Source organism: Aeromonas sp. 75A (assembly GCF_051919425.1).
Taxonomy (GTDB): Bacteria; Pseudomonadota; Gammaproteobacteria; order Enterobacterales; family Aeromonadaceae; genus Aeromonas; species Aeromonas veronii.
Genome location: NZ_JBQBES010000002.1, coordinates 3,132,498 through 3,159,207 on the forward strand (window position 1 = coordinate 3,132,498; position 26,710 = coordinate 3,159,207).

The 26,710-nt window shown below is 60.4% G+C and carries 23 protein-coding genes and 1 pseudogene; 5 read left to right on the forward strand and 19 right to left on the reverse strand.

Going from position 1 to position 26,710, the window contains the following annotated elements; genetic code table 11:
- Positions 1-15: 15 nt before the first annotated feature.
- Entirely contained in the window at positions 16-1,308 is a 1,293-nt protein-coding gene (locus ACTG2T_RS14675; protein ID WP_330125240.1) for a phospholipase, read from the forward strand.
- 94 nt (positions 1,309-1,402) lie between these two features.
- Here the strand turns inward: ACTG2T_RS14675 and ACTG2T_RS14680 are convergent, their stop codons facing one another.
- From ACTG2T_RS14680 to ACTG2T_RS14710, 7 genes are all read right to left on the reverse strand, one after another.
- Complete coding sequence (locus tag ACTG2T_RS14680; RefSeq protein WP_330125239.1) at positions 1,403-2,845, reverse strand: ATP-binding protein; 1,443 nt, start codon at positions 2,843-2,845, stop codon at positions 1,403-1,405.
- Positions 2,842-3,528 carry a response regulator gene (locus ACTG2T_RS14685; protein ID WP_139429381.1) on the reverse strand — a complete coding sequence of 229 codons (687 nt, stop codon included), beginning with the start codon at positions 3,526-3,528 and terminating at the stop codon, positions 2,842-2,844. The genes ACTG2T_RS14680 and ACTG2T_RS14685 overlap by 4 nt, the downstream gene beginning before the upstream one ends.
- A 130-nt stretch (positions 3,529-3,658) precedes the next feature.
- Positions 3,659-4,291, reverse strand: a complete 633-nt coding sequence (locus ACTG2T_RS14690) for a tetratricopeptide repeat protein (protein ID WP_139494120.1) — start codon at positions 4,289-4,291, stop codon at positions 3,659-3,661.
- 1 nt (position 4,292) lies between these two features.
- Positions 4,293-5,162: an SDR family oxidoreductase gene (locus ACTG2T_RS14695; RefSeq protein WP_330125238.1), complete on the reverse strand. Its 870-nt coding sequence runs from the start codon at positions 5,160-5,162 to the stop codon at positions 4,293-4,295.
- A gap of 42 nt (positions 5,163-5,204) precedes the next feature.
- On the reverse strand, positions 5,205-5,858 hold the full coding sequence (locus ACTG2T_RS14700; RefSeq protein ID WP_005362310.1) for a TenA family transcriptional regulator: 654 nt from the start codon (positions 5,856-5,858) through the stop codon (positions 5,205-5,207).
- Positions 5,855-7,321 carry an AMP-dependent synthetase/ligase gene (locus ACTG2T_RS14705; RefSeq protein ID WP_330125237.1) on the reverse strand — a complete coding sequence of 489 codons (1,467 nt, stop codon included), beginning with the start codon at positions 7,319-7,321 and terminating at the stop codon, positions 5,855-5,857. The genes ACTG2T_RS14700 and ACTG2T_RS14705 overlap by 4 nt, the downstream gene beginning before the upstream one ends.
- Complete coding sequence (locus tag ACTG2T_RS14710; protein ID WP_330125236.1) at positions 7,318-7,992, reverse strand: thermostable hemolysin; 675 nt, start codon at positions 7,990-7,992, stop codon at positions 7,318-7,320. The genes ACTG2T_RS14705 and ACTG2T_RS14710 overlap by 4 nt, the downstream gene beginning before the upstream one ends.
- Before the next feature lie 144 nt (positions 7,993-8,136).
- On the opposite strand from ACTG2T_RS14710, the gene ACTG2T_RS14715 reads away from it, so the two are divergent.
- Complete coding sequence (locus tag ACTG2T_RS14715) at positions 8,137-8,784, forward strand: class I SAM-dependent methyltransferase (RefSeq protein ID WP_330125235.1); 648 nt, start codon at positions 8,137-8,139, stop codon at positions 8,782-8,784.
- 41 nt (positions 8,785-8,825) lie between these two features.
- Here the strand turns inward: ACTG2T_RS14715 and ACTG2T_RS14720 are convergent, their stop codons facing one another.
- Together ACTG2T_RS14720 and ACTG2T_RS14725 are read right to left on the reverse strand one after the other, a co-directional pair.
- Entirely contained in the window at positions 8,826-10,214 is a 1,389-nt protein-coding gene (locus ACTG2T_RS14720; protein WP_330125234.1) for an NAD(P)/FAD-dependent oxidoreductase, read from the reverse strand.
- A 28-nt stretch (positions 10,215-10,242) separates the two neighbouring features.
- Positions 10,243-11,166 (reverse strand): ABC transporter six-transmembrane domain-containing protein, encoded by a 924-nt coding sequence (locus ACTG2T_RS14725; protein ID WP_330125233.1) that lies wholly within the window; start codon positions 11,164-11,166, stop codon positions 10,243-10,245.
- Between the two features lie 107 nt (positions 11,167-11,273).
- Here ACTG2T_RS14725 and ACTG2T_RS14730 point away from each other — a divergent pair, with 107 nt between their 5' ends.
- The 3 genes from ACTG2T_RS14730 to ACTG2T_RS14740 all read left to right on the forward strand — a co-directional run bounded on the left by ACTG2T_RS14730 (position 11,274) and on the right by ACTG2T_RS14740 (position 14,042).
- Positions 11,274-11,867 carry a TetR/AcrR family transcriptional regulator gene (locus ACTG2T_RS14730; RefSeq protein WP_109867214.1) on the forward strand — a complete coding sequence of 198 codons (594 nt, stop codon included), beginning with the start codon at positions 11,274-11,276 and terminating at the stop codon, positions 11,865-11,867.
- A gap of 107 nt (positions 11,868-11,974) precedes the next feature.
- Positions 11,975-13,177, forward strand: coding sequence for a winged helix-turn-helix domain-containing protein (locus ACTG2T_RS14735; RefSeq protein ID WP_330125232.1), 1,203 nt, complete (start codon positions 11,975-11,977; stop codon positions 13,175-13,177).
- Between the two features lie 115 nt (positions 13,178-13,292).
- Positions 13,293-14,042, forward strand: a complete 750-nt coding sequence (locus ACTG2T_RS14740) for a substrate-binding periplasmic protein (RefSeq protein WP_330125265.1) — start codon at positions 13,293-13,295, stop codon at positions 14,040-14,042.
- Between the two features lie 98 nt (positions 14,043-14,140).
- Here the strand turns inward: ACTG2T_RS14740 and ACTG2T_RS14745 are convergent, their stop codons facing one another.
- The 10 genes and pseudogenes from ACTG2T_RS14745 to mscM all read right to left on the reverse strand — a co-directional run bounded on the left by ACTG2T_RS14745 (position 14,141) and on the right by mscM (position 26,561).
- The gene (locus ACTG2T_RS14745; RefSeq protein ID WP_330125231.1) at positions 14,141-15,265 is read right to left on the reverse strand and encodes a M20 family metallopeptidase; all 1,125 of its coding nucleotides are present in this window, start codon (positions 15,263-15,265) and stop codon (positions 14,141-14,143) included.
- 25 nt (positions 15,266-15,290) lie between these two features.
- Positions 15,291-15,758 carry a YjiG family protein gene (locus ACTG2T_RS14750; RefSeq protein ID WP_005335063.1) on the reverse strand — a complete coding sequence of 156 codons (468 nt, stop codon included), beginning with the start codon at positions 15,756-15,758 and terminating at the stop codon, positions 15,291-15,293.
- Positions 15,755-16,483 (reverse strand): nucleoside recognition domain-containing protein, encoded by a 729-nt coding sequence (locus tag ACTG2T_RS14755; RefSeq protein ID WP_005335061.1) that lies wholly within the window; start codon positions 16,481-16,483, stop codon positions 15,755-15,757. Before ACTG2T_RS14755 ends, ACTG2T_RS14750 begins: the two co-directional genes overlap by 4 nt.
- Before the next feature lie 253 nt (positions 16,484-16,736).
- Positions 16,737-17,093 (reverse strand): fumarate reductase subunit FrdD, encoded by a 357-nt coding sequence (gene frdD / locus ACTG2T_RS14760; RefSeq protein WP_040098079.1) that lies wholly within the window; start codon positions 17,091-17,093, stop codon positions 16,737-16,739.
- A gap of 10 nt (positions 17,094-17,103) precedes the next feature.
- Entirely contained in the window at positions 17,104-17,502 is a 399-nt protein-coding gene (locus ACTG2T_RS14765) for a hypothetical protein (protein WP_005335058.1), read from the reverse strand.
- Positions 17,503-17,518: 16 nt separating this feature from the next.
- Positions 17,519-18,253, reverse strand: a complete 735-nt coding sequence (locus tag ACTG2T_RS14770; protein WP_005335057.1) for a succinate dehydrogenase/fumarate reductase iron-sulfur subunit — start codon at positions 18,251-18,253, stop codon at positions 17,519-17,521.
- Positions 18,246-20,030: a fumarate reductase (quinol) flavoprotein subunit gene (gene frdA, locus ACTG2T_RS14775; protein ID WP_047437968.1), complete on the reverse strand. Its 1,785-nt coding sequence runs from the start codon at positions 20,028-20,030 to the stop codon at positions 18,246-18,248. The genes ACTG2T_RS14770 and frdA overlap by 8 nt, the downstream gene beginning before the upstream one ends.
- Positions 20,031-20,539: 509 nt before the next feature.
- Positions 20,540-22,417: a methyl-accepting chemotaxis protein gene (locus tag ACTG2T_RS14780; protein WP_021229777.1), complete on the reverse strand. Its 1,878-nt coding sequence runs from the start codon at positions 22,415-22,417 to the stop codon at positions 20,540-20,542.
- A gap of 155 nt (positions 22,418-22,572) precedes the next feature.
- Positions 22,573-23,256, reverse strand: a complete 684-nt coding sequence (locus ACTG2T_RS14785; RefSeq protein WP_043822291.1) for a glycerophosphodiester phosphodiesterase — start codon at positions 23,254-23,256, stop codon at positions 22,573-22,575.
- A 24-nt stretch (positions 23,257-23,280) separates the two neighbouring features.
- A pseudogene (gene mscM, locus ACTG2T_RS14790) lies at positions 23,281-26,561 on the reverse strand (miniconductance mechanosensitive channel MscM).
- Positions 26,562-26,710: the final 149 nt, after the last annotated feature.

Here is a 26,710-nt window from a genome sequence, read left to right on the forward strand (position 1 = left end):
AATCAGGAGTAGAAGATGTCTATTCAAAGCATTGGACAACCCCAGCGCGCTACCGCTGTGGCCTCTCATGAGCATGGGGAGGTGCAATCCTCATCTCGCCAGCACTCGGTTCATCATAATCTGGCCTCTCACTATACCAGCCTCGGCTTCGGCTCCCGGGTTCTGCCGGGCAAGGTCTTGAACACCTCGCTCAAGTGGTTGACCCTCAGTGCCCCGGCTCGCAAGATTGGCATCGCCATCCAGGGCGGCCATGATTCCCATGCCCAGAGTGCCAAGGGCAAAGCTCGTTACTGGACGGGCGCCATCATCAAAGGGCTGGCCAATATCACCGGTGGTGTCAGCAGCGTGGCCAGCGGTGCGGTGACGGCCGGGGTGACCGGGGTGAAAAACCTTGGCGAGTCAGCGGCGCGTCTGGTGGCCTCCTCCTCTCTGGGGTTGGCGGGTAGCGTGATGAAGGGGGCCTCCCATCTGCCGCTCGGTATGTCAGAGCGGTTGCAACAAGGCTCACAGCAGGCCTTGAGTGCCGCCAAGGGGATCATCAAACCGGCCTTCGTGGCGAAGGCGCAGCAGGAACCGCTGACTGCCGAGGGGGCGAGAGCGGTGATGGATGCGGCCCTGCTGGCGCGGGTCAGCTGCTCCAGCAGTTATCGGGAGATGCCGGCAGGCTACAGTCACGCCACGCTGGCAGATATTCCCCCTTCGATATTGGCCCGCCGTGAAGATGGTTCCGGTGGCACCGGGAGTGCCCTGACACTTCATGTCACCCCAGGCAAGAACGAGAATGACCCCTTTATCCTGACAGGTGATGCCTGGTCTGCGCTCAAGGTCGCCGTTTACAAGCGTGGCGATACCATGGTGCTCTCGTTTGTGGGCACTCAGCCTGCCAAACGCCCCGGCACCCTGAAGAGCGATGCTGGCGCGGCCCTTGGCATCAAGGACAGCGCGTTTCAAGATGCCGACCGGCTGGTCAAGGCCTTTGCCCAGCAGTATGGCGGCAAGGTCGAGGTGCTGGGCCACTCATTGGGGGGCGGTCTGGCGCAATATGCCGGCATCAAGCACGGGCTCAAGGTCACGGCGTTCAACAGCATGGGGCTGCATGTCGGATTGCGGGATCGCCTCGCTCACAAGCTGGACGATGCCAATGTCACCCACGTCAACACCAGCGGGGATCCGCTGAGCCAGAAGGTGGAACATGGTGTGTTCGGGCTGGATGCCTCTTCCCAGGTGGGCAAGCGTTATGTGATTGAACACTCTGGCGGGCATCGCATGGAGGCGGTGACTGCAGGTCTGGATGCTCTGCTTGCCTGATCTGCCGGTGATGGCGCGGCGACAAGTCGCGTAGCGTCAGCGTGCTAATTATCTATAAACAACGCCTCCCTCGGGAGGCGTTGTTATTTTCGGATCAGGGCAGGGAGTGGGTGTGGGTCGGTAGCCAGACGCTCACCTCCAGCCCCCCTTCCGGCCGGTTGTGGACATCGAGGTCGGCGCCGTGCAGCTGGGCAATGCGCGAGACGATGGCCATGCCGAGACCCACGCCATCCCCCTGCTGGGGATTGACCCGAAAGAAGCGTTCATACAGCCGGGGCAAGGCGCTGGCGGGAATGCCGGGACCGTTGTCGCTCACATCCACCCTCACCCGGTTGCCCTCTCGCAGTACCCGCACCCTGATCTCACCCTCCGGCTGGGTGTAGCGCAGCGCATTGTCGATCAGGTTGCTGAACAGCAGTTCGAGCAGGGTGGCCTGCCCCATCACCAGCTGCGGCAATTCACACTCCAGCGACAGCTGCTGATCCTTCTTGAGCGCGATGGGTGCCAGGGTCGCGAGGGTGCCTTGCAGCAGGTGGCCCACCTCCAGTTCGGTCAATACCAGCCCCTGCTGGTTGTCGATGCGGGCCTGGGTCAGCAGTTGGCGGATCAGCCGATCGCTGCGATCGAGGGCCTGCAGCATCTTGTGCAGGGATTGCTGGCGGCTCACTTCATCTTCGGCAGCCAGGGCATTTTCACTGTGGATCCGCAGCACCGCCAGCGGGGTGCGCAGCTCGTGGGCCGCCTCGTTGGTAAACTGTTTCTCCCGCTCTATGGTCTCCGCCAGCGCCTGCATCAGCCGGTTGATCTCGTTGGTGAGGGGGGTCAGCTCCTGAGCGCTTATCTTGAGGCTGAGCGGGCTCAGGTTGGCGGGGTGACGTTCACTGATGGCCTGGGCCAGCTGACGCAGGGGGGCCAGCCCGCGGGTGATGAGCCACCAGAGCAGGGCCAGCAGGAAGGGCAGGGTGATCAGCAGCGGCAGCATGGTGAGGGTGGCCATCTTGCTGGCCAGTTCGCTGCGCTCGTCGTCCCGCTCGGCCACCACCAGCCAGGTCTGCTCCTGCTGGTTGTAGAGAGTGAAGGTGCGCCACTGGTGATTATCTTTTTCGACCGTGTCGAAGCCGATGGCCAGGGTGACCAGCGGCTGATCCGGGGCGCTGGGGGCGCGCAGCAGCAAGCCGCCCTTTTCATCGAGCAGTTGGAAGTAGAGATTGCGTTCGAACTCGTGGCCGTAGGGGGTGATCTCCCGATCCTCGCCGGTCAGGTTGAGGCTGGGGTCTTTTTGCCACTCATCGGGATTTTGCGCCTCCCACTCCTGATAGACGGTGCCGTTGGCGGGCAGTTGCCCCTGCTGGGCCATGTAGCGAGCCAGCAGCTGATTGGTGATGCGGGCCGACTGGGCGAGGCGGGCATCAAACAGCTCCTCCATCTCGTGGCTCGCCTCCATGTAGCCGATAAAGGCGCTGATGGTGAGACTCAGGCTCACCAGCGTCAGGATACCGGTGAGCAGAAAGCGGCGAATGGAGCGCGGACGTTTCATCGTGCGGGTGTCCGGCTTGGCTGTTCGAGCTGGGGAATGATGTAGCCTACCCCGCGAATATTGCGGATGAGGTCGCTGTAGAACTTCTTGCGTAGATGGTGGATATGCACCTCTACCGCGTTGCTCTCGGCGCCTTCATCCCAGCCGTAGAGGCTCTGTTGCAGCTGATCCTTGCTCAGCACCCGGCCGCTCTGGCTGATCAGCTCCTGCAGCAACTTGTATTCGTGGGGGGTGAGTTTGACCGCCTCCCCCTGATAGGTGACCTGCTGGGATTCGGGATAGATAAGGATATCGCCATACTCCAGCACCGCCTGAGCCTGCCCCTTGCTGCGACGAACCAGGGCCCGCAGGCGGGCGTTGAGCTCCTGCAGGGCGAAGGGCTTGACCATGTAGTCGTCGGAGCCGGCATCGAGGCCGACCACCCGATCGTCCAGCGCATCGCGGGCGGTGAGGATCAGCACCGGCAGTTGGTGTCCTTCACGCCGCAACTTGCGCAGCAGGCTGAGGCCATCGATGTCGGGCAGATTGAGATCGAGGATCAGGGCGGCGAACTCGTTGCTCTTGAGGGCTGCCAGAGCGGGCAACCCCTGTTGCAGCCAGTCCACCGTATAGCCGCTATGGCGCAGTGCATCCTGCATACCATCCCCCAGCATCACATCATCTTCCACCAGCAGGATCCGCATTCTTTTCTCCCTGTTTGTTGGGTGTGGCGATCTGGCTCAGCGCCAGGGCGTGCCGTGGCATAAACAACCCTGCCCACCAGTATGCAAGCTGGTGGGCAGAGTTTAAATAGTTCTTTGATCCATCAGGGTTTTATAGCTTGGCCAGCCGATCGCGGATCTCCATTCTGCGCCCTTCATCGGCCACTTCGCGACCCGGGCGGGCCGGGGCGGCCAGCGCCTTGTCGAGGTAGGTTTTGGCCTCGGCCTTGCGACCCTGATCCAGCAGGAAGTCACCGTAGAAGAAGTTGGGATCGATGCCATCCGGATTGATGGCCAGCGCCTGCTTGAGCAGTTGCTCTGCCTTTTCGTCATCGCCAAAGCCGACCGGCCAGCCGGGCACCTGATAGTAGAGGGAGCCCAGACTGGTATAGGCGGAGCCGTCCAGCGCCTTGGGATCCTGTTTGAGTGCCAGCTCCAGCTTGGCTTTGGCCTCTTTCACCAGACCCAGTGCCCCCAGCCCCCCTTTGGCCCCCGCCCAGGTGCTCTTGACGATGGCCGACCAGATCAGCAGATCGGCGCGAAAAGGCTCCTTGGCGCTGGCCGCTTCGGCCTGGGTGCTCAAGGTTTCGAGGCAGCTCTCTTTCGCCTTGCCGCTCTGTTGATACTGGCAGACGGCCCACTGTTGCTGGATGGGGACGAGGGCATCACTCGCGGCCATGACTGAGGTGGATCCCAGCAGGATGGCGATGGCACAAGAGGTCACGGATTGACGGAAAAAATTCATATTAATGCTCCTTCTTGGTCTGGATCGGGCGGGACAAGTCTGGTTGTGGCGCACTGTTGGCGCCGGTATCAGTCGTCCCTGGCTGAAGATGACGGGCATAACGTTTGATGATCGGCAGCTGTCTGGCCAGCGCTTTGTCGACGATGCCGGGCAGCAGGGCATTGAGCCGCACGAACAGCTTTTCCGGCCAGCCGAGCCAGCTGCGGCGGGTTTCGTTGCACAGGGCGATGACCGCCTCTTCGGCTACCTCCTGCGGGCTGTCGGTCTGGGTGCCGAGCGCCGCATTCATCTCGTAAGCGGCCTCGGAGTTGAGCTTGGTGCGGGTGGCGCGGGGGGCAAAGTGCAGCACCTTGATACCACTCCCCTCCAGCTCCCGTCCCAGCGCTTCGCTAAAGCCGCGCAGGGCAAATTTGCTGGCGCAGTAGACGCTGTAACCGGGGTAGCCGATGCTGCCCAGGCTCGAGCCCATGTTCATGATGATCCCCTGCTTGCGCATGGTTGGCAGCAGGGCACGGGTGAGCTGGATGGGCGCCTCGATATTGAGCAGCAGCTGGCGCTCCACCTGCTCGAAGCTCTGATCTTCCAGCCAGGCAAACTGGTTGCAGCCAGCGTTGTTGATCAGGATGTCGATCCCGTCCTCCAGCGCCGGGTGTTGCAACAGCTTGGCCCGCTCCTGCGCAGAGCCGAGGTCGGCGAGCACCACCTGATGGCGCTCGGGATGAGGCAGTGACTTGCACAGCCGCTCCAGTGCCGGGCCGCGACGACCGTGCAGCAGCAGGTGTGCCCCCTGGGCCGCCAGCTCCTGTGCCAGCTCCTCACCTATGCCACCGCTGGCGCCGGTGAGCAGCACGAGTTTCCCTTCAAGGTTCATGGTATGGATTCCCTTTTTGCTGTCTGCTGATCCGCTGCCGACTTACGGTGTGGCGGTGAGGTTGTAGAGCATCTCGCCATAAAGGCGGTAGACCACCTTGGCCCCGTGGATGATGGCGGCCTGATCCGCCGGACTCTCGACCCGATCCATCAGGGACTCAAAGAACTTGAGGTGCTCCTGATCCAGGGCGCCGTGGGAGCTCAGATAGCTCATCGCCTGGGGTGGCAGGCCGAGACCCTTTTTCAGCTGGTCGGCGACGGTGAGGGCGATGGCCACGCTGGTGCCTTCCAGCACCTGTACCATGCCGAAGAAGCCCATGGGGTTGCCGCGCTGGATCTGGTCGTAGAGGAAGGCGACCATCAGCTCGATGGGCAGCCCCGGCTGGCCGTGGCGCACCGCCTCGGCATCACCGCCACAGGCGCGGATATCGTTGAGGATCCACTCCTGATGGCCATACTCCTCGTCGATGTACTCGGCAATGGCGCCACGCACCCACTCGTACTCCTGACCCAGCTTGCCGCCGGTTGCCATCAGCAGCGGAACTGTGTGGCGCACGTGGTAGTAAGCCTGTGCCAGAAAGGCGAGATAGGTGTCACGGCTGATATCGCCACGGCGACAGGCTTCGATAATGGGGGCGTTGAACAGATGTTCACGCTCACTGGCAGTGGCTTGTTGCAGAGTCTGATAGAAGCTCATGACGATTCTCCTGTAAGGCATTGGCTGATTTGCCGGAAAAAGTGTTGGTAAATCTCGTTGCGACGGGGGCGCCCGTTGCCGGTCAGCAGCCCGGGATGTTGATCCAGCGCCACCGGCAACCAGTGGTGCAGCCGGGCATAATCGGGCAGCCGCTGGTTCAGACCTGCGATCTGGCGTGGCAGATCCGCCTCTTTGCCCGGCAGGGGCTGGATCAGCGCCACGTTGGCGGGCTGACCATCGCCAAAGACCACGATGCGGGCGATGGCGGGGCAGAGCTGTGCTTCGGCCTCCACCCACTCGGGGGAGAAGTTGCGGCCAAAGGAGGTGATCTGGACATTCTTCTTGCGCCCGGTGATATGGAGGTAGCCTTCTTCATCGAGATGGCCCAGATCGCCGGTGGCAATCTGTTCGGGAGTCGGTTCGTTGCTGCCGAGATACCCCAGCATGGCGCTGCCGCTCACCATAATTTCGCCGTCGCTGGCGATGGTGACCTGACAGTGGGGCAGGGGGCGGCCGACGCTGCCGGGCTTGTCAGCATCCGGGCTGTTGAGCGCCACCACGGAGCCGCACTCCGAGAGGCCATACCCTTCGTATACCGGCAGGCCGAGCTGGCGGGCATGTTTGATCAGGTCGGGTGCTACCTTGCCGCCACCGACGGCAATAAAGCGCAGGCTCTTGAGCTGCTGGGCCAGCGTCGGGGTGCTGGTGCAGAGCGCCAGCAGCAGGCGCAGCAGTTCGGGCACCAGCACCAGACTGTGGGTCGGCCAGCGCAGCAGGGCTTCCCCCAGCATGGCTGGATTGAGCGAACTGGATCCGGTGAAACCGAGCTCCCCGAGGGACGGAATGCGGCTGCAGGCGCCGGTCAGCAGCGGCACATAGAGGCCGGTGATGTTCTCAAGCAGGGTGGCCAGCGGTAGCAGGGTGAGGTGTTTTTCCACCTTGGCTGGCGCGACCCGCTCGGCCAGCGCATGGCTCACTGCCATCATCTGGGTCAGTGACAGGCTGACGCCCTTGGGCTGGCCCGTGGTGCCGGAGGTGTAGGTGATCTTGGCAGTGCCCTTGGGCAGCGCCGGTCGATTGGCCGGGATATAGCGCCAGAGCGGCAGCTCGCCGGTGATCAGCGAGAGCGGCTCGGCGGCATGCCACCCCTGATGATATGGGCCCACCAGCGCATCGGCGCCGCTGCTCTCCAGCAACCAGGCCTGCTGGGCCTGACTGAAGAAGTGGGGCACCGGGATCACCACGATACCTGCGCGGGTGCAGGCGAGATCCAGCAGCGCCCAGGGCAGGCCGTTGTCCAGTTGCAGCGCCAGACGGCTGATGTCGAGCTGTTGCAGCTGGCTGGCCAGACGCTGGATCTGTTGCCACAGGGTCTGGTAATCGAGACGCTGCTGGCTGCTCAGCAGCGCAGGGGATTGCGGATCCTCGTGGGCATGTTTGGCGATGGCGTCGAACAGGCTCATTGGGCGCACCTTTTTTGATGGGGCTGGTTATCACTGCTTTTGCCGCCATCCTCAAACAGGGTCGGCATGGGGGCCAGCAGATTGAGCAGCAGGCTGCGCTGGGCCAGCACCTCGCGCCCCTGATTGATGTCGCCCACCATCACCTTGGGTTGGCAACGGTAGTACTCACCCCAGGCGTCGGCGTCGGCCCCCACCTGATGGGCCTGTGCGGGGGCCAGCTCCACCGGATTGAGTTGCAGGCGGGCAAAGCTGTTGCGCAGCTTGGCGGTGCCGGTAAAGACCACGTAGTCGAGGGCGTTTTCACACAGCAGGCGGCACAGGGCCGCGAACATCAGACGGGCATTGCCCGGTTCGCTGCAGGCCAGATTGCCCACTTCGATAATGCGGTTGCGTGCCGGATAGACCCCGAGGCGGGTGTTGATGGCGGCCTCGATGGGTTGCTCCAGATACTGTTCCAGATAGAGAGGCCCCTCACTGGCATGATTGAGACCACAGGCACCGACCAGCGCCCCGTCCGCCCGATAGAGCCCCAGCAGACAGGGGAGAAAATGGGGGATGCGGGCGTTGAACTCGAGGGTGTAGGCGGCCTGGATATAGGTTTGCAGCGCCATGACTTGCTGCGGGGACTTGGCTAGCAGCAATCGGTAGGGGGCCTGGATCTCGATGGTCATGGGGGACTCCTTCTCTTGCGATGGTTTGAGAGTAAAAGGGCAAACTTAAGAAACCCTTAAGGAGCAAAAAAAGTTGTCAGCGAGGCAGCGGGCAGGCAATCTGCGCCGCTGTTATCCAACAGGAAGCCCCCAAGAGGAACCGCCATGTCATCCACCGTCAGCTGCCCCCTGTGTGCCAGCCATCGCAGTTATCCCCTGCCGGTGGCGGGCAAACGCTATCATCGCTGCCTCGCGTGCGAGCTGGTCTGGCTGGATGATGCGGATCATCTGGATGAGGCGGCGGAGAAGGCGGTCTATGACGGTCACGACAATCGGGTGGATGATCCCCGTTATCGCACTTTTCTGATGCGGGCATTTGGTGAGGTACTAGCGCGAGTGCCGCTACCTGCCAGTGGTCTCGATTTTGGCTGCGGTCCCGGCCCTGCGCTGGTGGCGATGGGGCGTGAGGCGGGTTACGACATGGTTGGATATGATAAGTTCTATGCCGACTTTCCCGAGTTGCTGACGCGTCAGTATGACTTCATCACCAGTACCGAGGTGATCGAGCATATCGCCGAGCCGCGCACGGTGCTGGCGCAGTTGTGGGATTGCCTCAAGCCCGGTGGCCTGCTGGTGCTGCAGACTCAGCGGGTGCTCGGTGACGAGCGCTTTAAAAACTGGCGCTATCGCCACGACCCAACCCACATCGTCTTCTTTGCCGAGGCATCGTTTCAGGTGCTGGCCGCCAGCTGGCAGGCCGAGCTCAGCTTCCCCCACGCCGATGTGGCGGTATTGCAGAAAGGCACGCCCTGAGGCGTGCCTTCGTCTGTTACTCGTCGGGTTCTTGCCCTGCTCTACTCCTTGTAGCCCTTGTCCTGCCACTGGTAGTACATCAGGGCAGATTTGACGCCGATTGACTTGAACGGCTCCGGCGGCAGCCACATTGGCAGGGTCTGCTCCGCGTGGTTGAACCAGGGGTGCTCCTTGCCCTGATAGAGGCTGGCTACGATATCGCCAAACAGGAAGGAGAGGTTGATGCCGTGGCCGTTGTAGCCGAGGGCGTAGTAGATGTTCTTGTGCTCCCCCATTACCCCCACCGCTTCAGTGCTGTCGCCGGTCATGCCGAGCACCCCGTCCCACACCTGTTCAAATTTGATCCCCTTGAGGGCCGGATAGAGGGTCACCAGCTCGGTCATCATCATCTCGCTGACCCGGTTGAGGTCGCCCTTGTAGTTGAGGCCGTCGTTGAAGACGTACTCGGCATTGCCGCCACCGATGACGATGCGGTTATCCGGGGTCAATACCAGATGGAACAGGATGTTGCGGGTGTCGTAGTAGGGCACCCGACTCTGCCACTGGATGGCGGCAAGCTGTTTTTTGGTAAGCGGCTCGGTGACGGCGCTCTGGGCGTGCACCGGAAATACTCGCCCGCTGAAGTAGCCAAGTTTTGAGGTATAGCCGTTGGTCGCCAGCACTATGCTGTCGGCGGTCACATTGTACTTGTCGGCCACATTGAGCTCGATCTGCTCGCCCTCCTTGATCCCCATTACCGGGCTCTGCTCGTAGATGGTGACGCCCGCCTGCTCCACCGCCTTGCGCAGGGCATTGACCAGTTTCATGGCGTGTACCTGACCGCCATTGGGGTCGTAGACCGCGCCTGCGTAGCGATCGGTGCCGAGTTTTTCCTCTGTGGTATCGGCGTTCCAGTACTGGAGCGGGATGCCGAGGCGATTGGCGGTTTTCACATAGTCGCGGTACTCGGCTATATCCTCCTCATCGAGGATCGCCTCCACATAGCCATCGAGCTTGAGATCGGCCTCGACGCCGGTTGAGGCGACCAGCGCCTGCAGCTTGCGCATGCTGGCGACGGTGAGATCGTAGTGGCGTTTGCTCGCTTCCCCCTCTTCGTAGAGATCCATCACCTCGGAGCCCGGCAGCACCATGCCGCCATTGCGGCCCGAGGCGCCGCTGCCCACCTGCTTGGCTTCGAAGATGGCGATCTTGAGCGACGGATTGGCCTTGGCCAGATGCCAGGCACTGGAGAGGCCGCTGTAGCCGCCACCTATGATGGCGATATCGACCTTCAGGTCTTGCGCCAGCGGGGCACTCTCCTCTGCCGGTTTCTCCTTGAACCAGTAGCTGGTGTTGGGCTCAAAGTCGCTCATCTTGGGGCCGCAGGCGGCGAGGAAAAAACAGCTGATACACATGGTCAACGCTCGTTGGCAAAGGGTGGTCGGATTCATCTTCTACTCCGGTTACAGATACAAAATGTCAAATCAGTTCATCAGGTTGGGCGGTATTGACCCGGCGACCGATATCTCGCAGCCGGGCCAGCTGATCGGCAAGACCGGGCCCCTCATCCAGGCTGGTGACAAAGTTCCAGAGGTAGGTCATCACAGCATAGACATGGCCTGCCGAGACCTGGGGCTGGGCCATCAGCATGGTGATGGCCAGCAGGAACAGCAGGGAGGCGCTGATGCCGACCGCCAGAAAAGCGAGTGCCTCCCGATCCGAAATCCGGATTCGGAGCCAGGCCAGCGCGCGGTAGTGGCGGGCGAGGCTGGTTGACTGGGCATGGGTGACCAGCTTGACCTCGTGCTCCAGCCGATCGTTGAGCCGCTCGTGCAGCAGCTGGTTCTTGCGCGAAAAGCCGGGCAGCAGCAGGCCGAACAGCAGCAATATCCCCATGCAGGCGATGCCGACCCAGAACTCGATCACCATCAGCATCACGGCCGCCCCGACGATGGAGATCAGGCTGGTGGCCAGGATCGGGATATGTTTCTCGAAAAAGTCGACAAACTCCCGCGCCAGAGTGACCCGCGCCACTATGGTGGATTGCCCCTCCCGCTGCTGGCGCTGGGTCAGGATCACCGGCACCGCCAGTGCCGCATAGATATGGGTAAAGGTGCGGGTATCGACCGCTCGGCGCAGGGCGCCGATGAGCCAGAACAGCAGCACGATGAGGGCGTAGCTTGAAGCCTGCCACCACTGGCCCTTGACGATGGCGTCGATGGCAAAGCCGGCGAACAGGGGATAGACCACCAGCAGGATGTTTTCGAGGGCCACCAGCGAGAAGGTGCCCGCCAGCTTGAGGGGATTGGCCCGCGCAATCGCCCCCAGCGAACGACCGGCCGAGTGTGGCAACGGCGTGGCCTGCTCGTCGCAACTGGCTGCCGAAGTGGTTGGTGTTGTCATGGGTTATCTCCTAAGATGTCGGAAACGCTAAGTTTGAGCGAGTGCTCAAAGTTTGTTTGAGCGACTGCTCAAAGTCAAGCAGATCGATTGGTATCGCAGGAGGTCAGATGGCACGCCCATCAGCAGAACAGCGCAAAGAGATGATCATCGAGGCCGTACTGGCCCTGTTTCGAGAGAAGGGGATGGCGGCATCGTCAACCCGTGATATTGCCGAGCGCACCGGTCTGGCGCGCAGTCACGTCTACCACTACTTCAAGGATTGGAAGGAGCTCTGCCTCTGCGCCGTGGAGCGTTTCACCTATCAGGAGATCGCCGAGCAGCGGGAGTGGCTGTTGCCGCTGCCTGCCCGCGAAGCGTTGCCGCTCTTTGTGCGGGACAACCTGCCGACCAGTCAGGATGCCTCCTGGGCCATCTATCTGGATGCCTGGAACGAGTCACTGCGCGACCCTGTGTTTGCCGAGAGCTACCGCAAAATCATTCTGGCGTGGCGCGAGGTGCTGGAGCTGATCCTGCAAAAGGGGATCGACAGCGGCGAGTTTGTGGCGGGCGATGCCCGGCGACTGGCGCGCCAGATCACCTCCCTCATCAACGGCTATGCCGATGACCTCATTCTGGAGCCGACCCCCGAGACGGTAGAGGCCACTTATCAAGAGATCATGCTGGTGGTCAATCAGCTGGTCTTGCCCCCGGCCCACTCATAGCGGCGCAGGCACACAAGGAAGGGGAGGCATGCCTACGTGGAGCCTCCCCCGGTTTTGTTGGCCATCCGCCGGGCGCGCGATGGTCAGATACCAGGGAGCGGTTGTTGATGTCGATTACCCATTTGTCACTGCAAGATGCCCGTCATCTGCAACTGGCGGCGCAAGGGCTGCTCGTCCCCCGCCGCAGCAAGGCGACTCCGGCCGACCTGTTGGCCACCATTCGCCGCATGGCGCTGCTGCAGATCGATACCATCTCGGTGGTGGCGCGCAGCCCCTATCTGGTGCTCTTTAGCCGCCTTGGCCAGTACGAACCGCGTTGGCTGGAGCAACTGCTGGCCGACGGCGAGATCTTCGAATATTGGGCCCACGAGGCCTGCTTTGTGCCCCGCGAGGATTACCGGCTGCTGCGCCACCGAATGCTTGACCCTGCCGCCATGGGGTGGAAGTTTTCGGCCAACTGGCTCGCTACCCATCAGCAGGAGATTGGCCAGCTTATCGAACGCATTCGCCAGCACGGCCCGGTACGGGCGGCCGATTTTGAGCGCAAAGAGGGGAAGGGCAATGGCTGGTGGGACTGGAAACCGGAGAAGCGCCATCTGGAGGTATTGTTTACCACCGGTCAGCTGATGGTGCGGGAGCGGCGCAACTTTCAACGGGTCTATGACCTGGCCGAACGGGTCATCCCCGAGTGGAGCGACCAGCGGGATCTGCCAAGCGTCGAGCATGCGCAGCGGGATATGGTGCGCGCCAGCTGCCGGGCGCTGGGGCTGGTCAAAACTGGCTGGGTCGCTGACTACTATCGGCTGCGGCGCGGCAAATATGACGCCCTGCTCCATCAACTGGCGGACGAGGGGGAGCTGTTGCAGGTACGAGTGGAGGGATGGCAGCACGGCGCTTTTGTGCACGCCTCGCTGGCTGATGAGCTGGTGCAAGCCAAGAAGGGCCGTCTCAAGGCTACCCATACCACCGTTTTGTCGCCGTTCGATCCGCTGGTGTGGGATCGCAAACGGGCCAGTGAGCTGTTCAACTTCGACTATCGCATCGAATGCTATACCCCGGCCCCCAAGCGCCAGTATGGCTACTTCGTGTTGCCCTTGCTCCATCGCGGCAAGCTGGTGGGCAGGATGGATGCCAAGGCTCATCGTCAGCAGGGGATCTTCGAGATCAAGAGCCTCTATCTGGAGGCCGGGGTGAGAGTGACCCGTCAGCTTGCGCAGGATCTGGCGAAAGCCCTGCAAAAGCTGGCTGACTGGCACCAGACACCGCAGCTTCGTTATGGTGCCATTCCGGCCAACTTGCTGACGTTGTAGCATGAAAGCGCCCCTGCAAAGTGAGCAAAATCCCTTCTGGGCTAAGCTGCAAGAGGGATAAACAGTCCGGGAGCGGGAGATGAAACGAGTGGCAACATGGTGGGCGGGATTGGCGATGGCCATCTTGTCCCCCGCGCTATGGGGGCAAGAGCCGCCAGTGAAGATCTGTCTGGGGGAGGGCAACGAGTGGGCCCCCTTTACCTACTGGGAGCGCAAGGACGGTGTGCCCGATACCAGCCGCCTGACAGGTTCGGCGACGACGCTGGTGCTCGATGCCCTGCAACAGAGCGGGCTCTCGCACCAGATCCGCTATCTGCCCTGGGCGCGGGTGCAGCAGGAGCTGGCGGATTATCGCCAGAATGGTCTGTGCGAGCTGACCTGGGATGCCAGCTACAAGCCGGAGCGGGCCGAGTTTGCCTTCTACAGCGTTCCCCTCTATTACACCCACCTCGGTTTCTTCTATCTCAAGCGCCGCTACCCTGAACCGCCGGATCTGCAGACGGTCAATCGCTCCCGGGTGTGCGGGGTGATAGGCTACAACTACACCCCCTACGGGCTTGCGCAGGAGCCACGCCGGGTCAAGCAGTTGCAGCAGGCGCTCGATATGCTGGAGCGGGATCGCTGCGACTTTCTGCCAAGCGAAATCGAACCTCTGGTGGCAGGCATCAGCCTTGGCATCTACCGCAGCGAGAGCGGGTTGCTCAATCTCGCCCTGCCCAGCCGCAAGGGATTCTATCTGCTGGTGAGCAAGGGCTCTCCCCGCGGTCACGAGCTGGTGAACATCCTCAATCAGTCGCTGGTGGCATTTCAGGAAGGGGGGCATACGGATGAGGTGATGCGCCGCTTCTTGCCAACGATGGAGTAATAGCGAAGGGTTGCTGTCATTCTGGGGGGGGGGAGGGGGCAGATACACAGAGGGCCAGCCGGAGCAAACCGGCTGGCCCTTTTTTACGTGAGAGGCTGTCAGGCCGCCAGACGGGTCAGTACCTTCACCAGCAGCTCGATGCGCGGGGCAATGCTGGTCAGATCCAGATACTCCTCGTCACTGTGGAAACCGGCACCGATGGGGCCCAGACCATCCAGAGTAGGGATGCCGAGGGCAGCGGTCAGGTTGGCATCAGAGCCGCCCCCCACCTCTTGCCAGCTGATCGGCAGTCCCAGTTCGGCGCCACACTCTTCCACCAGCAGCATCAGTGCCTGAGTACCCTCGGACGGCACCATGGCCGGTTTGTGGGCCTCGCGGGTCAGCTGGATGGTGACACCGTCCAGATGGGGCCGCTCGGCCAGGGTCAGCAGATGATCGTCGATCTGGTGGTACTCCTGATTGTCCCAGAAGCGGACGTCTACCACGGCGCTGGCATGGGCCGGCACTATGTTGGCGCCGTTGCCCCCCTCGACAATGCCGATGTTGAGGGTGGTGCCGCTCTCGAAGTTGGTCAGGGCGTTGATGGCCAGGATCCAGTGGCCCAGCTCGGTGATGGCGCTGCGCCCCTTCTGCGGTTCGTTGCCCGCGTGAGCCGCCTTGCCAGTGAAATCGATGCGATAACGGGCCATCCCCTTGCGCGCCTTGAGCAGCGAGCCATCGGCGCGGGCCGCTTCGGCCACCAGCACCTGTTTTGCCTGTTTGGCCACCGCTGCCAGCCAGTCACTGGAGTGGAGGGAGCCGATCTCCTCGTCCGGGTTCATGCAGACGCAGATGCTCAGGCGATCGCGCACCTCGCGGGGCAGTTCACGCAGGGCATAGACGATGTTGAGCAGCCCCGATTTCATGTCGGAGACACCGGGACCGTAAGCGCGCTCACCATCGATGCTCATCGGGCGGGCGGCGGCGGTGCCGAGGGGGAAGACGGTATCCATATGGCCGATCAGCATTACATCGATCTGTGCCGCATCAGGCTGGTTGCGGATCTCCAGTCCGACCCCGGCGATGCCGCAGTCGACCCGTTTGATCTGCCAGCCGCCCATCACCTCATATTTGGCGGCCATCAGGTCGGCCACTGCCGCAATGCCCGGCTGGTACAGGGATCCGCAATCCAGATTGATCAGCGGGGCCAGTTCGGTCAGGTATTGATCCAGAGAAAAAGTCATTGCTTACTCCACTATCAGGTTCGGGTCAGAGAAGGATGTTCATCACCAGCATGGCGCCGAAGGCGTTGAGTACCGAGATGGCGACCATGATGGGGATGTAACGCCCTTCGGTGCCGATGCAGCCGAGGATGCGGCCCATGTACTGCACCTGGGAGCCCATCAGGTAGATGGCTGGCGCCAGAATGGCGATGTGAGTGCCGTTGAGGATCCCCTGATCGAACAGGGTGATGACCACACCGACTGCACCGCCCATCGACATCCAGGCGCCGATCAGCACGGCTGCCGCCTCACCGGGCAACCCGAAGATGGCCATGACGGGGGAGAAAATGGCGCCCATGGCATCCAGCGCGCCGGTGATCTGCAGCGCCTTGATGATGACGAAGGCCATCAGTACGTTGGGTACGGTGGAGGTGGTGGCGATGACCCAGCCCTTCTTGGCCCCTTCGACGAAGATATCGGTGACGATGGGTTTCTTGATGTTGGCCTGGCTCATTTGGCTTGCTCCTGAGTGTTGAGGGTCTGCTGGGTGTTGTTATCGGTCTGCTTGCCTTCGCTCATATTGAGGTAGACCCGGAACAGGTTGGCCCCGACAAATTTGAAGGCGAACATCACGATGACAGCCAGACCGATGGAGGAGCTGACCGCCGGGCTGCCATCCGCCAGCGTCAGGGTGAACAGCACGGCGCCGGAGGAGAAGAAGTTGACAATGGTGGCTCCAGCGGAGAACTGGAACATGGTGAACACGTCGGTTTCACGCTTGGTGATGAGCCCTTCATCCTTGAGCTGACGAGTCATGGCGGCACCGGCATCGGTACTCTGCAGGGAGGCGATCAGTGCCAGACCTGTATTGCCCGGGATCCCCATCAGCGGACGCAGCAGCGGGGTCAGCAACTTGCGGGCCGCTTCCAGCGCGCCGTAGTGTTCCAGCACGTTGATCATGCCAAGGGCAAACATCACGGTGGGGATCAGGGTCAGGGCGAACAGAAAGCCGTCTCGTGCCCCATTGCCCCCTTTGCCGCGCATGTCGGTCATGGCGGTCTTGATGCCGTCACCATTCTCGCTGACGCTCTGCACCATGGTGCCGAACGAGCCGTTCAGTGTGGTGAAATCGAATACCCCATACCACTCGCCGGATTGCAGCAGTCCGGAGAAGAAGACCACGGCGAAGGCCAGTGCCAGGTAACTGCCTATGCTCACCGAGCGTGTTTTGTCTGTCATTAGTTAGCTCCATATGAATAATTATTTAATCTGAATAATTATAATTGATATAGATGTCACTAAATTGATGGTGGTCAAAAGGGTTCACTGCAGATGGGGTATGTGTTGGGGTTATGTGACGGTGATCGTCATGTGATTGGACGATAATCTGGTTTTTATCGAATTGTTTGAGTGAATAAATCGCGGGGATAGAAGAGAGGGGCAATAAAAAACCGGGCGCGAGGCCCGGTTTGGTCAATCAGTCACGTGCTGATTACTGGAGTACCAGTACCATCAGCAGGCCAACGGTGATGGCAGATACCAGGAAGGCAAAGCCATAAAACACGTAGTGGTGCAGCTTGGTGGTGTGGATCCCCAGGTCATGCAGACCGTGGTAGATACGGTGCATGCCGTGCCAGATTGGCAGGGCGATGATCACCAGCAGGATGCAGGCACCCCACCAGGAGCTGGCGAAGGCGTGAACGCGATCGTAGCTCATGGTTTCCACGTCCATGATGCCCATGGGCACCAGCAGACCGGTGATGAGGACAATGACCGGCAGCAGCATGGCCACAACCATGCCACCCGCACCAAACAGACCCCAGTAAATTGGTTCGTCAGAACGTCTCATTGTTTTCTCCTCAGGCCACGATGATCAGGACAAGCAGGGACACCACCGCCAGCGCCACATACTGGGCGAGAACGATCGGCTTCTCCGGTACCAGGTCTTCACCACGGAAGATACGCATGGCTTTCGGCGCCAGGGCGAACCAGGTTTTGGCATGGAACAGGCACGCCGCCAGAGCGACGACATGGAACAGGATGGCGATCGGGCTTTGCAGGGATTCCAGCCAGCCGTTGAACGCTTCCTGACCCTGAACCAGGCGCATCAGGCCCCACATCAGCACAACGGCGTAGATGGAGACGAAGATACTGGTGCCTTCACGGATCATGTAACCGGTGTAGAAGGCGTTCTTCAGCCACCAGTCTTTCTTCATTTCGCGGACGTAAGGTTTACGTTTGCTATCAGTGTTGTTCATGGTCTCAATCCTGCTCTCAATCTGGCTTGAACATGGCGATCATGTAGTCCTTGGCGCTTTCGACCTTGCCAAGCTGGATGGCCGCCGCCGGATCGACGCCCTTCGGGCACACTTCGGAGCAGTAGCCCACGAAGGTACAGCCCCAGACGCCTTCGTCCTGGCTGATGATGCGCATACGCTCTTTGGCACCAGCATCACGGTTATCGACGTTGTAGCGATAGGCCAGAGCCAGTGCCGCCGGACCGGTGAACTTCTTGTTGATGCCGTACTGCGGGCAGGCCGCGTAGCAGAGACCACAGTTGATGCACTGGGAGAACTGCTTGTACTGCGCCATCTGGGCCGGAGTCTGGATGTACTCGCCATCACACAGGCTGCGCGGCTCGCTCGGGATGATGTACGGCTTGATGCTCTCCAGCTTCTCGATGAAGTCGGACATGTCGACTACCAGATCGCGCTCGATCGGGAAGTTGTTGAGCGGCTCGACGGTCATCTTGCCCGGCAGATAGTCGCGCAGGAACGCCTTGCAACCCAGCTTGGGCACACCGTTGACCATCATGCCGCAGGAGCCGCAGATCGCCATCCGGCAGGACCAGCGGAAGCTTAGGGTAGAGTCCAGGTGATCCTTGATGTACTGCAGGGCGTCCAGCAGAGACATCTCTCTCTGGTATGGCACCTGGAAGGTTTGCATCCAGGGCTCGTTATCCTGTTCCGGACGGTAGCGCAGGATCTCAATTTCAATCATCTCAGCCATTCTTCTTAGCCTCGTCTTGTTTCTCACCCTCGGAGCCGTACACGCGTTTTGCCGGCTGGGACTTAGTGATCTTCACATCGGAGTAATCGATGGAGGGCGTTTCGCCATTTTTGTAGAACGAGAGCGTGTGCTTGAGGAAGTTCACGTCATCGCGCTCTTCGTAACCATCCAGACGCTGGTGGGAACCGCGGGACTCTTTACGATTGATAGCGGAGTGCGCCATGGCTTCAGCCACGTCCAGCATGTAACCCAGTTCGATGGCGTACAGCAGATCGGTGTTGAAGACAGAGGACTTGTCGTTGATCTTGACCTTCTTGTAACGGGCTTTCAGCTCGTTGATCTTGTCGATGGTGCCCTGCATCAGCTCTTCGGTACGGTAGATACCGACACCGGCTTCCATGGACATGCCCAGCTCGTTGCGGATATCGGCCGGGTTTTCGGTACCGTCTATGTCCATCAGGGAGAGGTGCTGCTTGATGAGCGCCTCGGCCTTGGCGGCCAGCGCTTCGGTATTGCCATGCTTCTGAGTCTTGGCAAATTCACCTGCCTGCTCACCGGCCAGCTTGCCGAATACCACGATCTCGGACAGGGAGTTGGAACCCAGACGGTTGGCACCGTGCAGACCGACGGAGGCACATTCGCCCGCGGCGTAGAGGCCGGGCAGACGGGTGGCACACTTGTTGTCAGTCTCGATACCACCCATGGTGTAGTGGGCAGTCGGACGTACCGGGATAGGCTCTTTGGCCGGATCCACGTTGACGTAGGCTTTGGCCAGTTCGCAGATGAACGGCAGACGCTCTTTCAGGTACTTCTCGCCAAGGTGACGCAGGTCGAGGTGAACCACATCGCCCATCGGGCCCTGAATGACGCGGCCTTTCTGCTGCTCTTGCCAGAATGCCTGGGAAACGCGGTCGCGCGGACCCAGCTCCATGTATTTGCTCTTCGGCTGGCCGATCGGGGTTTCCGGGCCCAAGCCGTAGTCTTGCAGGTAGCGGTAGCCATCCTTGTTCAGCAGGACGCCACCCTCACCACGACAACCTTCGGTCATCAGGATGCCGGTGCCCGGCAGACCGGTCGGGTGATACTGGACGAACTCCATATCACGCAGCGGTACGCCGTGACGGTAGGCCAGTGCCATGCCGTCGCCGGTGACGATGCCACCGTTGGTGTTGTAGCGATAGACACGGCCAGCGCCGCCGGTTGCCACGATCACGGATTTGGCCTGGATGAAGCGGGTGATACCGTTCTGGATGTCGAAGGTCAGTACGCCCTGGACACGGCCGTCGTCCACGATCAGATCAAGGCAGAAATGCTCGTCGAAGCGCTTGATGCTCGGGTATTTGACGGAGGTCTGGAACAGGGTGTGCAGAATATGGAAACCGGACTTGTCTGCGGCGAACCAGGTACGCGGAACCTTCATGCCACCAAACGGACGCACGTTGGCTTTGCCATCCGGCTTGCGGCTCCAGGGGCAACCCCAGTGCTCCAGCTGGATCATCTCTTTGGTCGCGTTGTTGACGAAGTATTCCACTACGTCCTGCTCGCACAGCCAGTCACCACCGGAGACGGTGTCGTTGAAGTGGTTTTCGAGGGAGTCGTCATCACGGACGACACCGGCGGCGCCGCCTTCGGCAGCAACCGTGTGGCTGCGCATCGGGTAAACCTTGGAAATCAGGGCGATGTCCAGGTCTGGCTGTGATTCGGCTATAGCGATAGCGGCGCGTAAGCCGGTACCGCCAGCACCGATGATGGCCACATCGGTCTTGATAATATCCACATCTGCCTCCTTAGGGATAGATTTGCTGGGCACGATTTTGCTCTATGAAAAAAATTCAGGCTTGATGCAAGTCAAACTGCTAGGTTTTATTCCCTTTTTATTGGTTATTTTTCTATAAAACACCCAAATCCCTGGATGAAAATGTCGTTATTATCGTCATTTTTTGGTGTTACTGAGCAGTTGAACACCTAGCTACGAGCACTTTAACTTCTGGATTGTACGTAGTTTTCTTTCAATAAAATGCGAATCACCTCTCTTTTTAGGTACTCGCGAAAAAAATTTTAAGTTTTTTATTGTAATTTTTTAATGAGAATTATTGGCGTTTATCTATTCGGATAGAAATAGGTAATCCGAAATGCTGCGGTGACCACGGCGGTGATCTGATAATTTCAGACGAATTACAAGGATTTCAAGGTGGGGGATTTGGCGGGTAATGTGAGATTACTCACTGAAAATTAAGCGCTATTTAGAAAAATAAAAGGGGCCTGTACAGCCCCTTTTGCTCATGCTCAAATGCGGAACATGCCGACCTGATTGCTCAGTTCACCCGAAATATTTTTAAGTTGTTCAGAGAGATGGCGTGAGCTGTCTGCATCCACTGCCAGTTCGTCCGAGACATCTTTCACCGCCTGAATGTTGCGGCTTACCTCGTCGGTGACGGCCCGCTGCTCTTCAGCCGCGCTGGAGATCTGGGTCGCCATGTCGGAGATCTGGTTGATCGAGGTGGTGATCTGCTCCAGCGCGTGGGTGGCGTTGTTGGCGTCATCCACGCTGTTCTGGGCCAGCAGCTGGCCTTCGTGCATGGTGCTGACCGCTCCCTGGGTATTGCGTTGCAGGGTTTCGATCATATTGCGGATCTCGACGGTGGAGCTGTGGGTACGCTGTGACAGGACGCGCACCTCGTCGGCTACCACCGCAAAGCCGCGACCCTGTTCACCGGCACGTGCCGCTTCGATGGCTGCGTTGAGTGCCAGCAGGTTGGTCTGCTCGGCGATGCCCTGAATAGTGGAGAGGATGGTGTTGATCTCCTGAGCGTTTTTCTCCAGTTCCTGAATGATGTTGGAGGCCTGTTCCACCTGGGTGGCCAGATCGGTGATGGAGCGCTGGTTGCGGGCGATCACCTGTTTGCCATGCTCGCAGCTGCTGGAAGAGCTGCGGGCCGCTTCGGCGGTCTGCTCGGCGTTGCTGGCGACCTCGACCGCGGTGGCCGACATCTCGTGTACCGCAGTGGCGATCTGGGAGATCTCGTTTTGCTGGCGTGCCAGACCCTGATTGGCCTTCTCCGCCATGCTGTGGGAGGACTTGGCCTGCTGGTTGAGCTGGCCGGAAGAGTTGGAGATATCCTGCACCATCACATGGATCCGCTCGATGAAGGTGTTGACGTGTTTGGCAACCGCGCCTACTTCATCCTCACGTTCAATCTTGATCCGGCGGGTCAGATCGCCGTTGCCACGGGAGAGATCGGCAATCGCTTCGCCCAGGGTTTTCAGAGGGGCCAGCGAGCCGTTGATGGCGACATAGGAGAAGCCAGCCACGATCAGTATGGTGATAAGCCCCTGAATGAGGGAGGAGGTAACCATGCGGCGTACCGACTGGTAGGCGATCTCTTCATCCACCATCATGCCGTAATACCAGTTGGTATTGGGAATGGCATTAAAGTCATAGACCTCTTTCTTGCCGCTGATCACCAGCTCGTTGATCATGCCGTCATGGGCGACCTGATTGATATAGGCCGCAGTCAGTTCCGGTGCCAGAGCGGTGGCGGATTTCAGGCTCAGGGAGGCATCGGGGTGCGCGATGATGGTGCCATTGCTGTCCACCAGCATGGCGTAGGTGCCCTCGGTGGTGACCGCCAGAATGTCCGAGATCAGTGAGCTGATGGAGACGTCACCGGCGATGACCCCCTGGGTATTGCCACGCTGGAACGGCTCGGCAATGGTGACAATCAGCTGGCCGGTGGAGATGTCGGCATAGGGGGCTGTGATGACCAGCTTGCCTGCGGCGGCCGCGTCCTTGTACCAGGGGCGTTGACGGGGGTCATAACCGGCGGGCAGGTCGGTCGGTTTGCTCTGGATCATCTTGCCGTCTGCGGTACCGGCATAGACCAGGTCGAAGCCACCGGCATTCATGGACTGGGCCAGATGACTGATGGGCTCGTCTTCTTTGGCGAATGCTTCCTTGGTGGTGCTGACCATGCTGATCCGGGAGTCGACCCAGCGGGAGATCCCCTTGACGTTGGCCATGGAGCTTTCGTCGATGATGTTCCAGACCAGTCGCTGGGTCTCGCTGCGCAGTTGCGAGGTGTTGTACCAGACCTGCAGGCAGGTGATCACCAGAATGATGACCCCGATAGCCAGAACAAGCTTGTTTTTAATGGATAAGTTCATAGTTACATCCTTGTGAGCGTCAGTCTGAAGTGTGTGTGGAATCTAGTTATTGTTATGAGCCTCTGTTTATCGGCTGAAGTTGAACTCTTTGTATCCCGGTCAGCTATTTAAAGTTAGTGCCTAAATCAGTGGTTATCCATGCGCGTATCGCCCCCTCACTGTGTCAGAAAACGATCTGGTCGATTGGTGAAGACTCCATCGACCCCCATGCTAGAGAGCGTTTCATAATCTTCTGGATAATCAACGGTATAAACCAGAACTTTGAGCCCCCGGTGATGGGCATCATCGACCAGCGCGGCATCGATAAAATCAACATCGCAATTGATGGACCAGGCTCCCAGCTTGTCGGCAAACTGCGCCAGTTTGAGCGGCAGGTTAGCGGTCAGGGCACCGAGCCGGATATCGGGCCGCAAGGCGGCAAATCGGGCCAGCTCCGGGTGATGGAAGGAAGAAACCACCCACTGGCCGGGAGTAAAGCCCAGCTCGGCCTCTGCCCGTCGGGTCAGGGCTGCCACCGCATCGGCGGTATGAGTTCCCTTGAGCTCGATATGCAACTCGCAGCGTCCGGCGATGATCTCCATCACCTGCCACAGAGTCGGGATCACCTCTCCCTCACCGGCATCGAGCTGCTCCAGATAGGAGCGCGATTGCTCGGTCAGCACCCCCTTGCCATTGGTGCAGCGCTCCAGCCGCCGGTCGTGGAAGACCCATAACTCGCCATCGGCCGCCTGCACGTCGATCTCGATGGCTGATGCTCCCAGCTCCAGCGCTTTGGCCATCGCCTTGAGGGTGTTTTCCGGTGCTAGACCGCTGGCGCCACGATGGGCAATAATCTGCATGTTCTGCTCCTTCTACCTCGCGGATCAGCCGCGGCTCAGGTGAATGTCGATCTGTTGATGGGGCAGAGTAAGTCCCTGCTGCTGCATCTTCTCCAGCACCAGCGAGTGAACCTCGTGAGTGATGGGCATCCGGTGATCCATGTTGTTGACGTAGAGGCGGATTTCGTAGATCAGTGCCGAGTCGGTGAATTCGATCAGGAAGACCTCTGGCGTCGGCGTCTCCAATACCAGGGTCGATGCCTGGATGGACTCTTCCAGAATGCGCTGCACCAGTTTCGGATCCCGGGTCAGGCCGATCCGGATCCGCAGTTTGACCCGGGTGATGGCATCGGAGAGCGACCAGTTGATGAACTGCTCGGTGATGAAGGCCTTGTTGGGCACGATGATCTCCTTGCGATCCCAATCCACGATAGTCGTCGCCCGGGTTTTGATCTTGGTGACGGTGCCGGTGAGATCGCGGATGGTGACGGTGTCACCGAGCCGGATCGGCTTCTCAAACAGGATGATGAGGCCGGAGACAAAGTTGGCGAAGATCTCCTGCAGACCGAAACCCAGCCCCACCGAGAGGGCGGCGACCAGCCATTGGGTCTTCGACCAGTCGATGCCGAGCATGGAGAAGCCGGTGAGGGCGCCGATCAGGATCACCAGATACTTGCTGGTGGTCGTGAGGGCAAAGCCGGTACCCGGGGAGAGGCTGAGGTGTTGCAGCAGGGTCAGCTCCATCAGCCCCGGCAGGTTGCGGGCTGTCACCACGGTCAGAATGAAGACGAAGGCGGTCAGCATCAGATCCTGCAAGGTGATGGCCGAGAGCTGCTCGATGCCGCCAATCTTGCTGCTCACCTGCCACACCTCGATATTGCTGAGGAAGCTGAAGGCGGAGTTGAGATCCGACCATTGCACCACCACCAGCATAGTGAAGCCCAGCATCAGCAGGGTGCGCACCAGCCCCAGCGACTGTGCGCTGATGGTATCGAGATCCAGTTCAGTCTCTTCCACCACGTCCGGGGTCTCGGAGCTGAGCTCGTCATGCCCCTCTTCCCGGCCGCGCTGGGCCAGGATCTCGGCCCGCTTGCTCTTGGCGCGTTCGAAGGCGAGGCGGCGGCGCTGGATCAGCATCCAGCGTCTGGCCAGATAGTAGACCAGCAGGCAACCCAGCCCCATCAGCAGGCTAAGCTCCAGCTGGCGCAGCAGGGTGCGCGAGGTATAGAAGTAGCCAAAAAGAGCGCCAATCACCGCCAGCAGCGGCGCCAGCATCAGGCTGTTCCAGATGAAGTGGTGCAGCAGATGGGGCTTGGTCATGTCGGTCTGGCCCCAGGTGAGCGGCAATCGCTCCCGGTTGAGGCGGGCAAAGAAGAGCAGTAGCCAGAGTGCACCGATCATGAAGGCCATCCGGCCGAGGGAATCGTAGAAGGCGTGCTCCTGATAGCTGTTGGCCATCCCCTGCACAAAGAAACTCGGGATCAGCACCAGCAGCAGGGTGCGAAACTGCCCCCATACCTTTTGCACCTGTTCCCGGGGCCAGCGGAAGTGGTGAGTCAGGATCCCCCGCTCCAGCGTCAGATGGCGGGCCATCACCAGCGCCAGCAGCAGAAACCAGATCTCGCCAAGACCGCGCGCCACCGCCACCGCAAACGGGTATTGCCAGGCCCCTTCGAGCAGGCCGCGCACCATCAGTACCATGGCGGGCAAGGGGAGGGCGGCAAGCAGGGAGCGCAGCAGCAAGCGGCTGGTGAGGCTGAATTTGTCCTGGGTTACCTTGCCGATCCGTGGCGCAATATGGTCGCAATAGAGGCTCAGGTGACGGGCCAGTTTGAACCAGCTCCAGGCCAGCACCAGCAGCCCAATACCGGCTAGCGTGAGGCTCAGCGGGCTGTTCTCGGCGATGGCGTAGGGCAGTTGCAACCAGTTGTCCGGGTTGAAGGCCAGGGTCAGCGCGGCAGGAATGCCGAGCATGACCTGCGGGGTAAAGGGGCGCACATCCGGCATCCAGAACAGGTGGCTGGCGCTTATTTCGCGGATCTCGTCGATCTTGCTGTTCTGGCGGCTGTATAGCAGCTTGAGACGAGTCTGCTCCTGAATGAGGGTGTCTGAGGCGTCGTTGAGCCGGGTCAGCAGTTGGCGCCGGGCCTTGAGCAGGTTGTCGAGCACCGCTTGCTGTGGCCGATCGAGCGTCACCTCCTCTTCGGCCATCAGTTTGTCGCGCAACTGGCGGGTATCCTTGAGCCCATCCTGCTCGCTCTCGTACTGGTACTTGGCCATGCGGGCGCTGACGATGGCGGACTCCAGCTTGTCGAGGGGGAACTGGGGAGGCAGATCGGAGAGTTTGCTGCGCAGGTTCTCGCCGTAGGCATTACTGATCTGCAGCCACTCCAGCTGTTCGCGTACCGAGTTGACCAGCTCATTCAGTTCAAACAGATTCTTGTCGACGCTGCGCTGCTCATCCTGCACCCGCTCAATCTGATCCTCCAGCGTGCCGAGCTGGATGGAGAGCGCCTGATTCTGCTGTTGCTGCTCCAGCAGCAGCGGCATGTCGGTGGTGAGTTGTTTGCGCAGCCTTTCGCTCTCCTCCAGCGCCTGCTCGGTCTCTCCCGCCGCAGCTGGTTCTGCTGGGTCAGCAGGCTGGCTTGCCACTCATCCTCGTCGGCGATGGCCAGATTGAGCTCCTGCAGTTTCAGCTTGCCGAGATCGTTGCGCTGCTGGGCAGAGAGCTGCTCCAGCTCCAGCATCTGGATCCGGTCGGAGAGGCTCTGCTCTTTCATTCTGGTCAGCAGCAGCTGTGCCTCCTGCTGGCGATCCGATTCGCTGCTGAAGCTCAGTCGCTCCAGCTGGCTGCGGGTCAGTTGCAGCTGTTTGCGCAGATCATCCACCCGCAGGTGATACTCCTGACCGGTGCTCTCCAGCTGGTTGAGGCTATCCATCACCCCCTGCCGCTCCTTGCGCAGGTTGAGCTGGCGGTTGCTGCTCAGGCCTATGGCCTGGCGCAGCGCCTCCTCCTTGAGGCTCGCCAGCGGCGGGCGAGCGGCGGGCTGATAGTTGTGCAGGCTCTCCTTGAGCCGTGCCGACTCCTTGGGGTAATCGATAAGGATCTGCTGATAGGCTTTGCTCTGCTCTCGGTAACGCTCGGCCTCTCTGGCAAATTGCAGCGCCTGCTGGTAGCTCTCCCGCAGCTTCTGGTTTTCCGGGGTATCGCTCTTGGGCACGCTCTGCAACAGGGATTCGGCCTGGGCAATGGCATCGTCGGCGCGCACGGTTGGCGGCAACAAGAGAAGGGAGAGCAGCAAGAAGGTGAGCAGGCATTGCAACATGAGGCTCGTTTCCGTTCAGAAGAGGTGGCCCTAGCCTAAAACAGGGCAGGGAGGCGGGTAAAGCAGTCTATATTAATGATTCATAACACAAATAACAGGAAGTCGTGCTGCCGTTTCGCTATGATCCTAGCCGCTTTCTCTCCACCGAG

Bases quoted from the DNA above. Each gene is read 5' to 3' on its own strand.
- ACTG2T_RS14675 (WP_330125240.1), top strand. From the start codon at position 16: ATGTCTATTCAAAGCATTGGACAACCCCAGCGCGCTACCGCTGTGGCC.
- ACTG2T_RS14680 (WP_330125239.1), bottom strand. From the start codon at position 2,845: ATGAAACGTCCGCGCTCCATTCGCCGCTTTCTGCTCACCGGTATCCTG.
- ACTG2T_RS14685 (WP_139429381.1), bottom strand. From the start codon at position 3,528: ATGCGGATCCTGCTGGTGGAAGATGATGTGATGCTGGGGGATGGTATG.
- ACTG2T_RS14690 (WP_139494120.1), bottom strand. From the start codon at position 4,291: ATGAATTTTTTCCGTCAATCCGTGACCTCTTGTGCCATCGCCATCCTG.
- ACTG2T_RS14695 (WP_330125238.1), bottom strand. From the start codon at position 5,162: ATGAACCTTGAAGGGAAACTCGTGCTGCTCACCGGCGCCAGCGGTGGC.
- ACTG2T_RS14700 (WP_005362310.1), bottom strand. From the start codon at position 5,858: ATGAGCTTCTATCAGACTCTGCAACAAGCCACTGCCAGTGAGCGTGAA.
- ACTG2T_RS14705 (WP_330125237.1), bottom strand. From the start codon at position 7,321: ATGAGCCTGTTCGACGCCATCGCCAAACATGCCCACGAGGATCCGCAA.
- ACTG2T_RS14710 (WP_330125236.1), bottom strand. From the start codon at position 7,992: ATGACCATCGAGATCCAGGCCCCCTACCGATTGCTGCTAGCCAAGTCC.
- ACTG2T_RS14715 (WP_330125235.1), top strand. From the start codon at position 8,137: ATGTCATCCACCGTCAGCTGCCCCCTGTGTGCCAGCCATCGCAGTTAT.
- ACTG2T_RS14720 (WP_330125234.1), bottom strand. From the start codon at position 10,214: ATGAATCCGACCACCCTTTGCCAACGAGCGTTGACCATGTGTATCAGC.
- ACTG2T_RS14725 (WP_330125233.1), bottom strand. From the start codon at position 11,166: ATGACAACACCAACCACTTCGGCAGCCAGTTGCGACGAGCAGGCCACG.
- ACTG2T_RS14730 (WP_109867214.1), top strand. From the start codon at position 11,274: ATGGCACGCCCATCAGCAGAACAGCGCAAAGAGATGATCATCGAGGCC.
- ACTG2T_RS14735 (WP_330125232.1), top strand. From the start codon at position 11,975: ATGTCGATTACCCATTTGTCACTGCAAGATGCCCGTCATCTGCAACTG.
- ACTG2T_RS14740 (WP_330125265.1), top strand. From the start codon at position 13,293: ATGGCCATCTTGTCCCCCGCGCTATGGGGGCAAGAGCCGCCAGTGAAG.
- ACTG2T_RS14745 (WP_330125231.1), bottom strand. From the start codon at position 15,265: ATGACTTTTTCTCTGGATCAATACCTGACCGAACTGGCCCCGCTGATC.
- ACTG2T_RS14750 (WP_005335063.1), bottom strand. From the start codon at position 15,758: ATGAGCCAGGCCAACATCAAGAAACCCATCGTCACCGATATCTTCGTC.
- ACTG2T_RS14755 (WP_005335061.1), bottom strand. From the start codon at position 16,483: ATGACAGACAAAACACGCTCGGTGAGCATAGGCAGTTACCTGGCACTG.
- frdD (WP_040098079.1), bottom strand. From the start codon at position 17,093: ATGAGACGTTCTGACGAACCAATTTACTGGGGTCTGTTTGGTGCGGGT.
- ACTG2T_RS14765 (WP_005335058.1), bottom strand. From the start codon at position 17,502: ATGAACAACACTGATAGCAAACGTAAACCTTACGTCCGCGAAATGAAG.
- ACTG2T_RS14770 (WP_005335057.1), bottom strand. From the start codon at position 18,253: ATGGCTGAGATGATTGAAATTGAGATCCTGCGCTACCGTCCGGAACAG.
- ACTG2T_RS14780 (WP_021229777.1), bottom strand. From the start codon at position 22,417: ATGAACTTATCCATTAAAAACAAGCTTGTTCTGGCTATCGGGGTCATC.
- ACTG2T_RS14785 (WP_043822291.1), bottom strand. From the start codon at position 23,256: ATGCAGATTATTGCCCATCGTGGCGCCAGCGGTCTAGCACCGGAAAAC.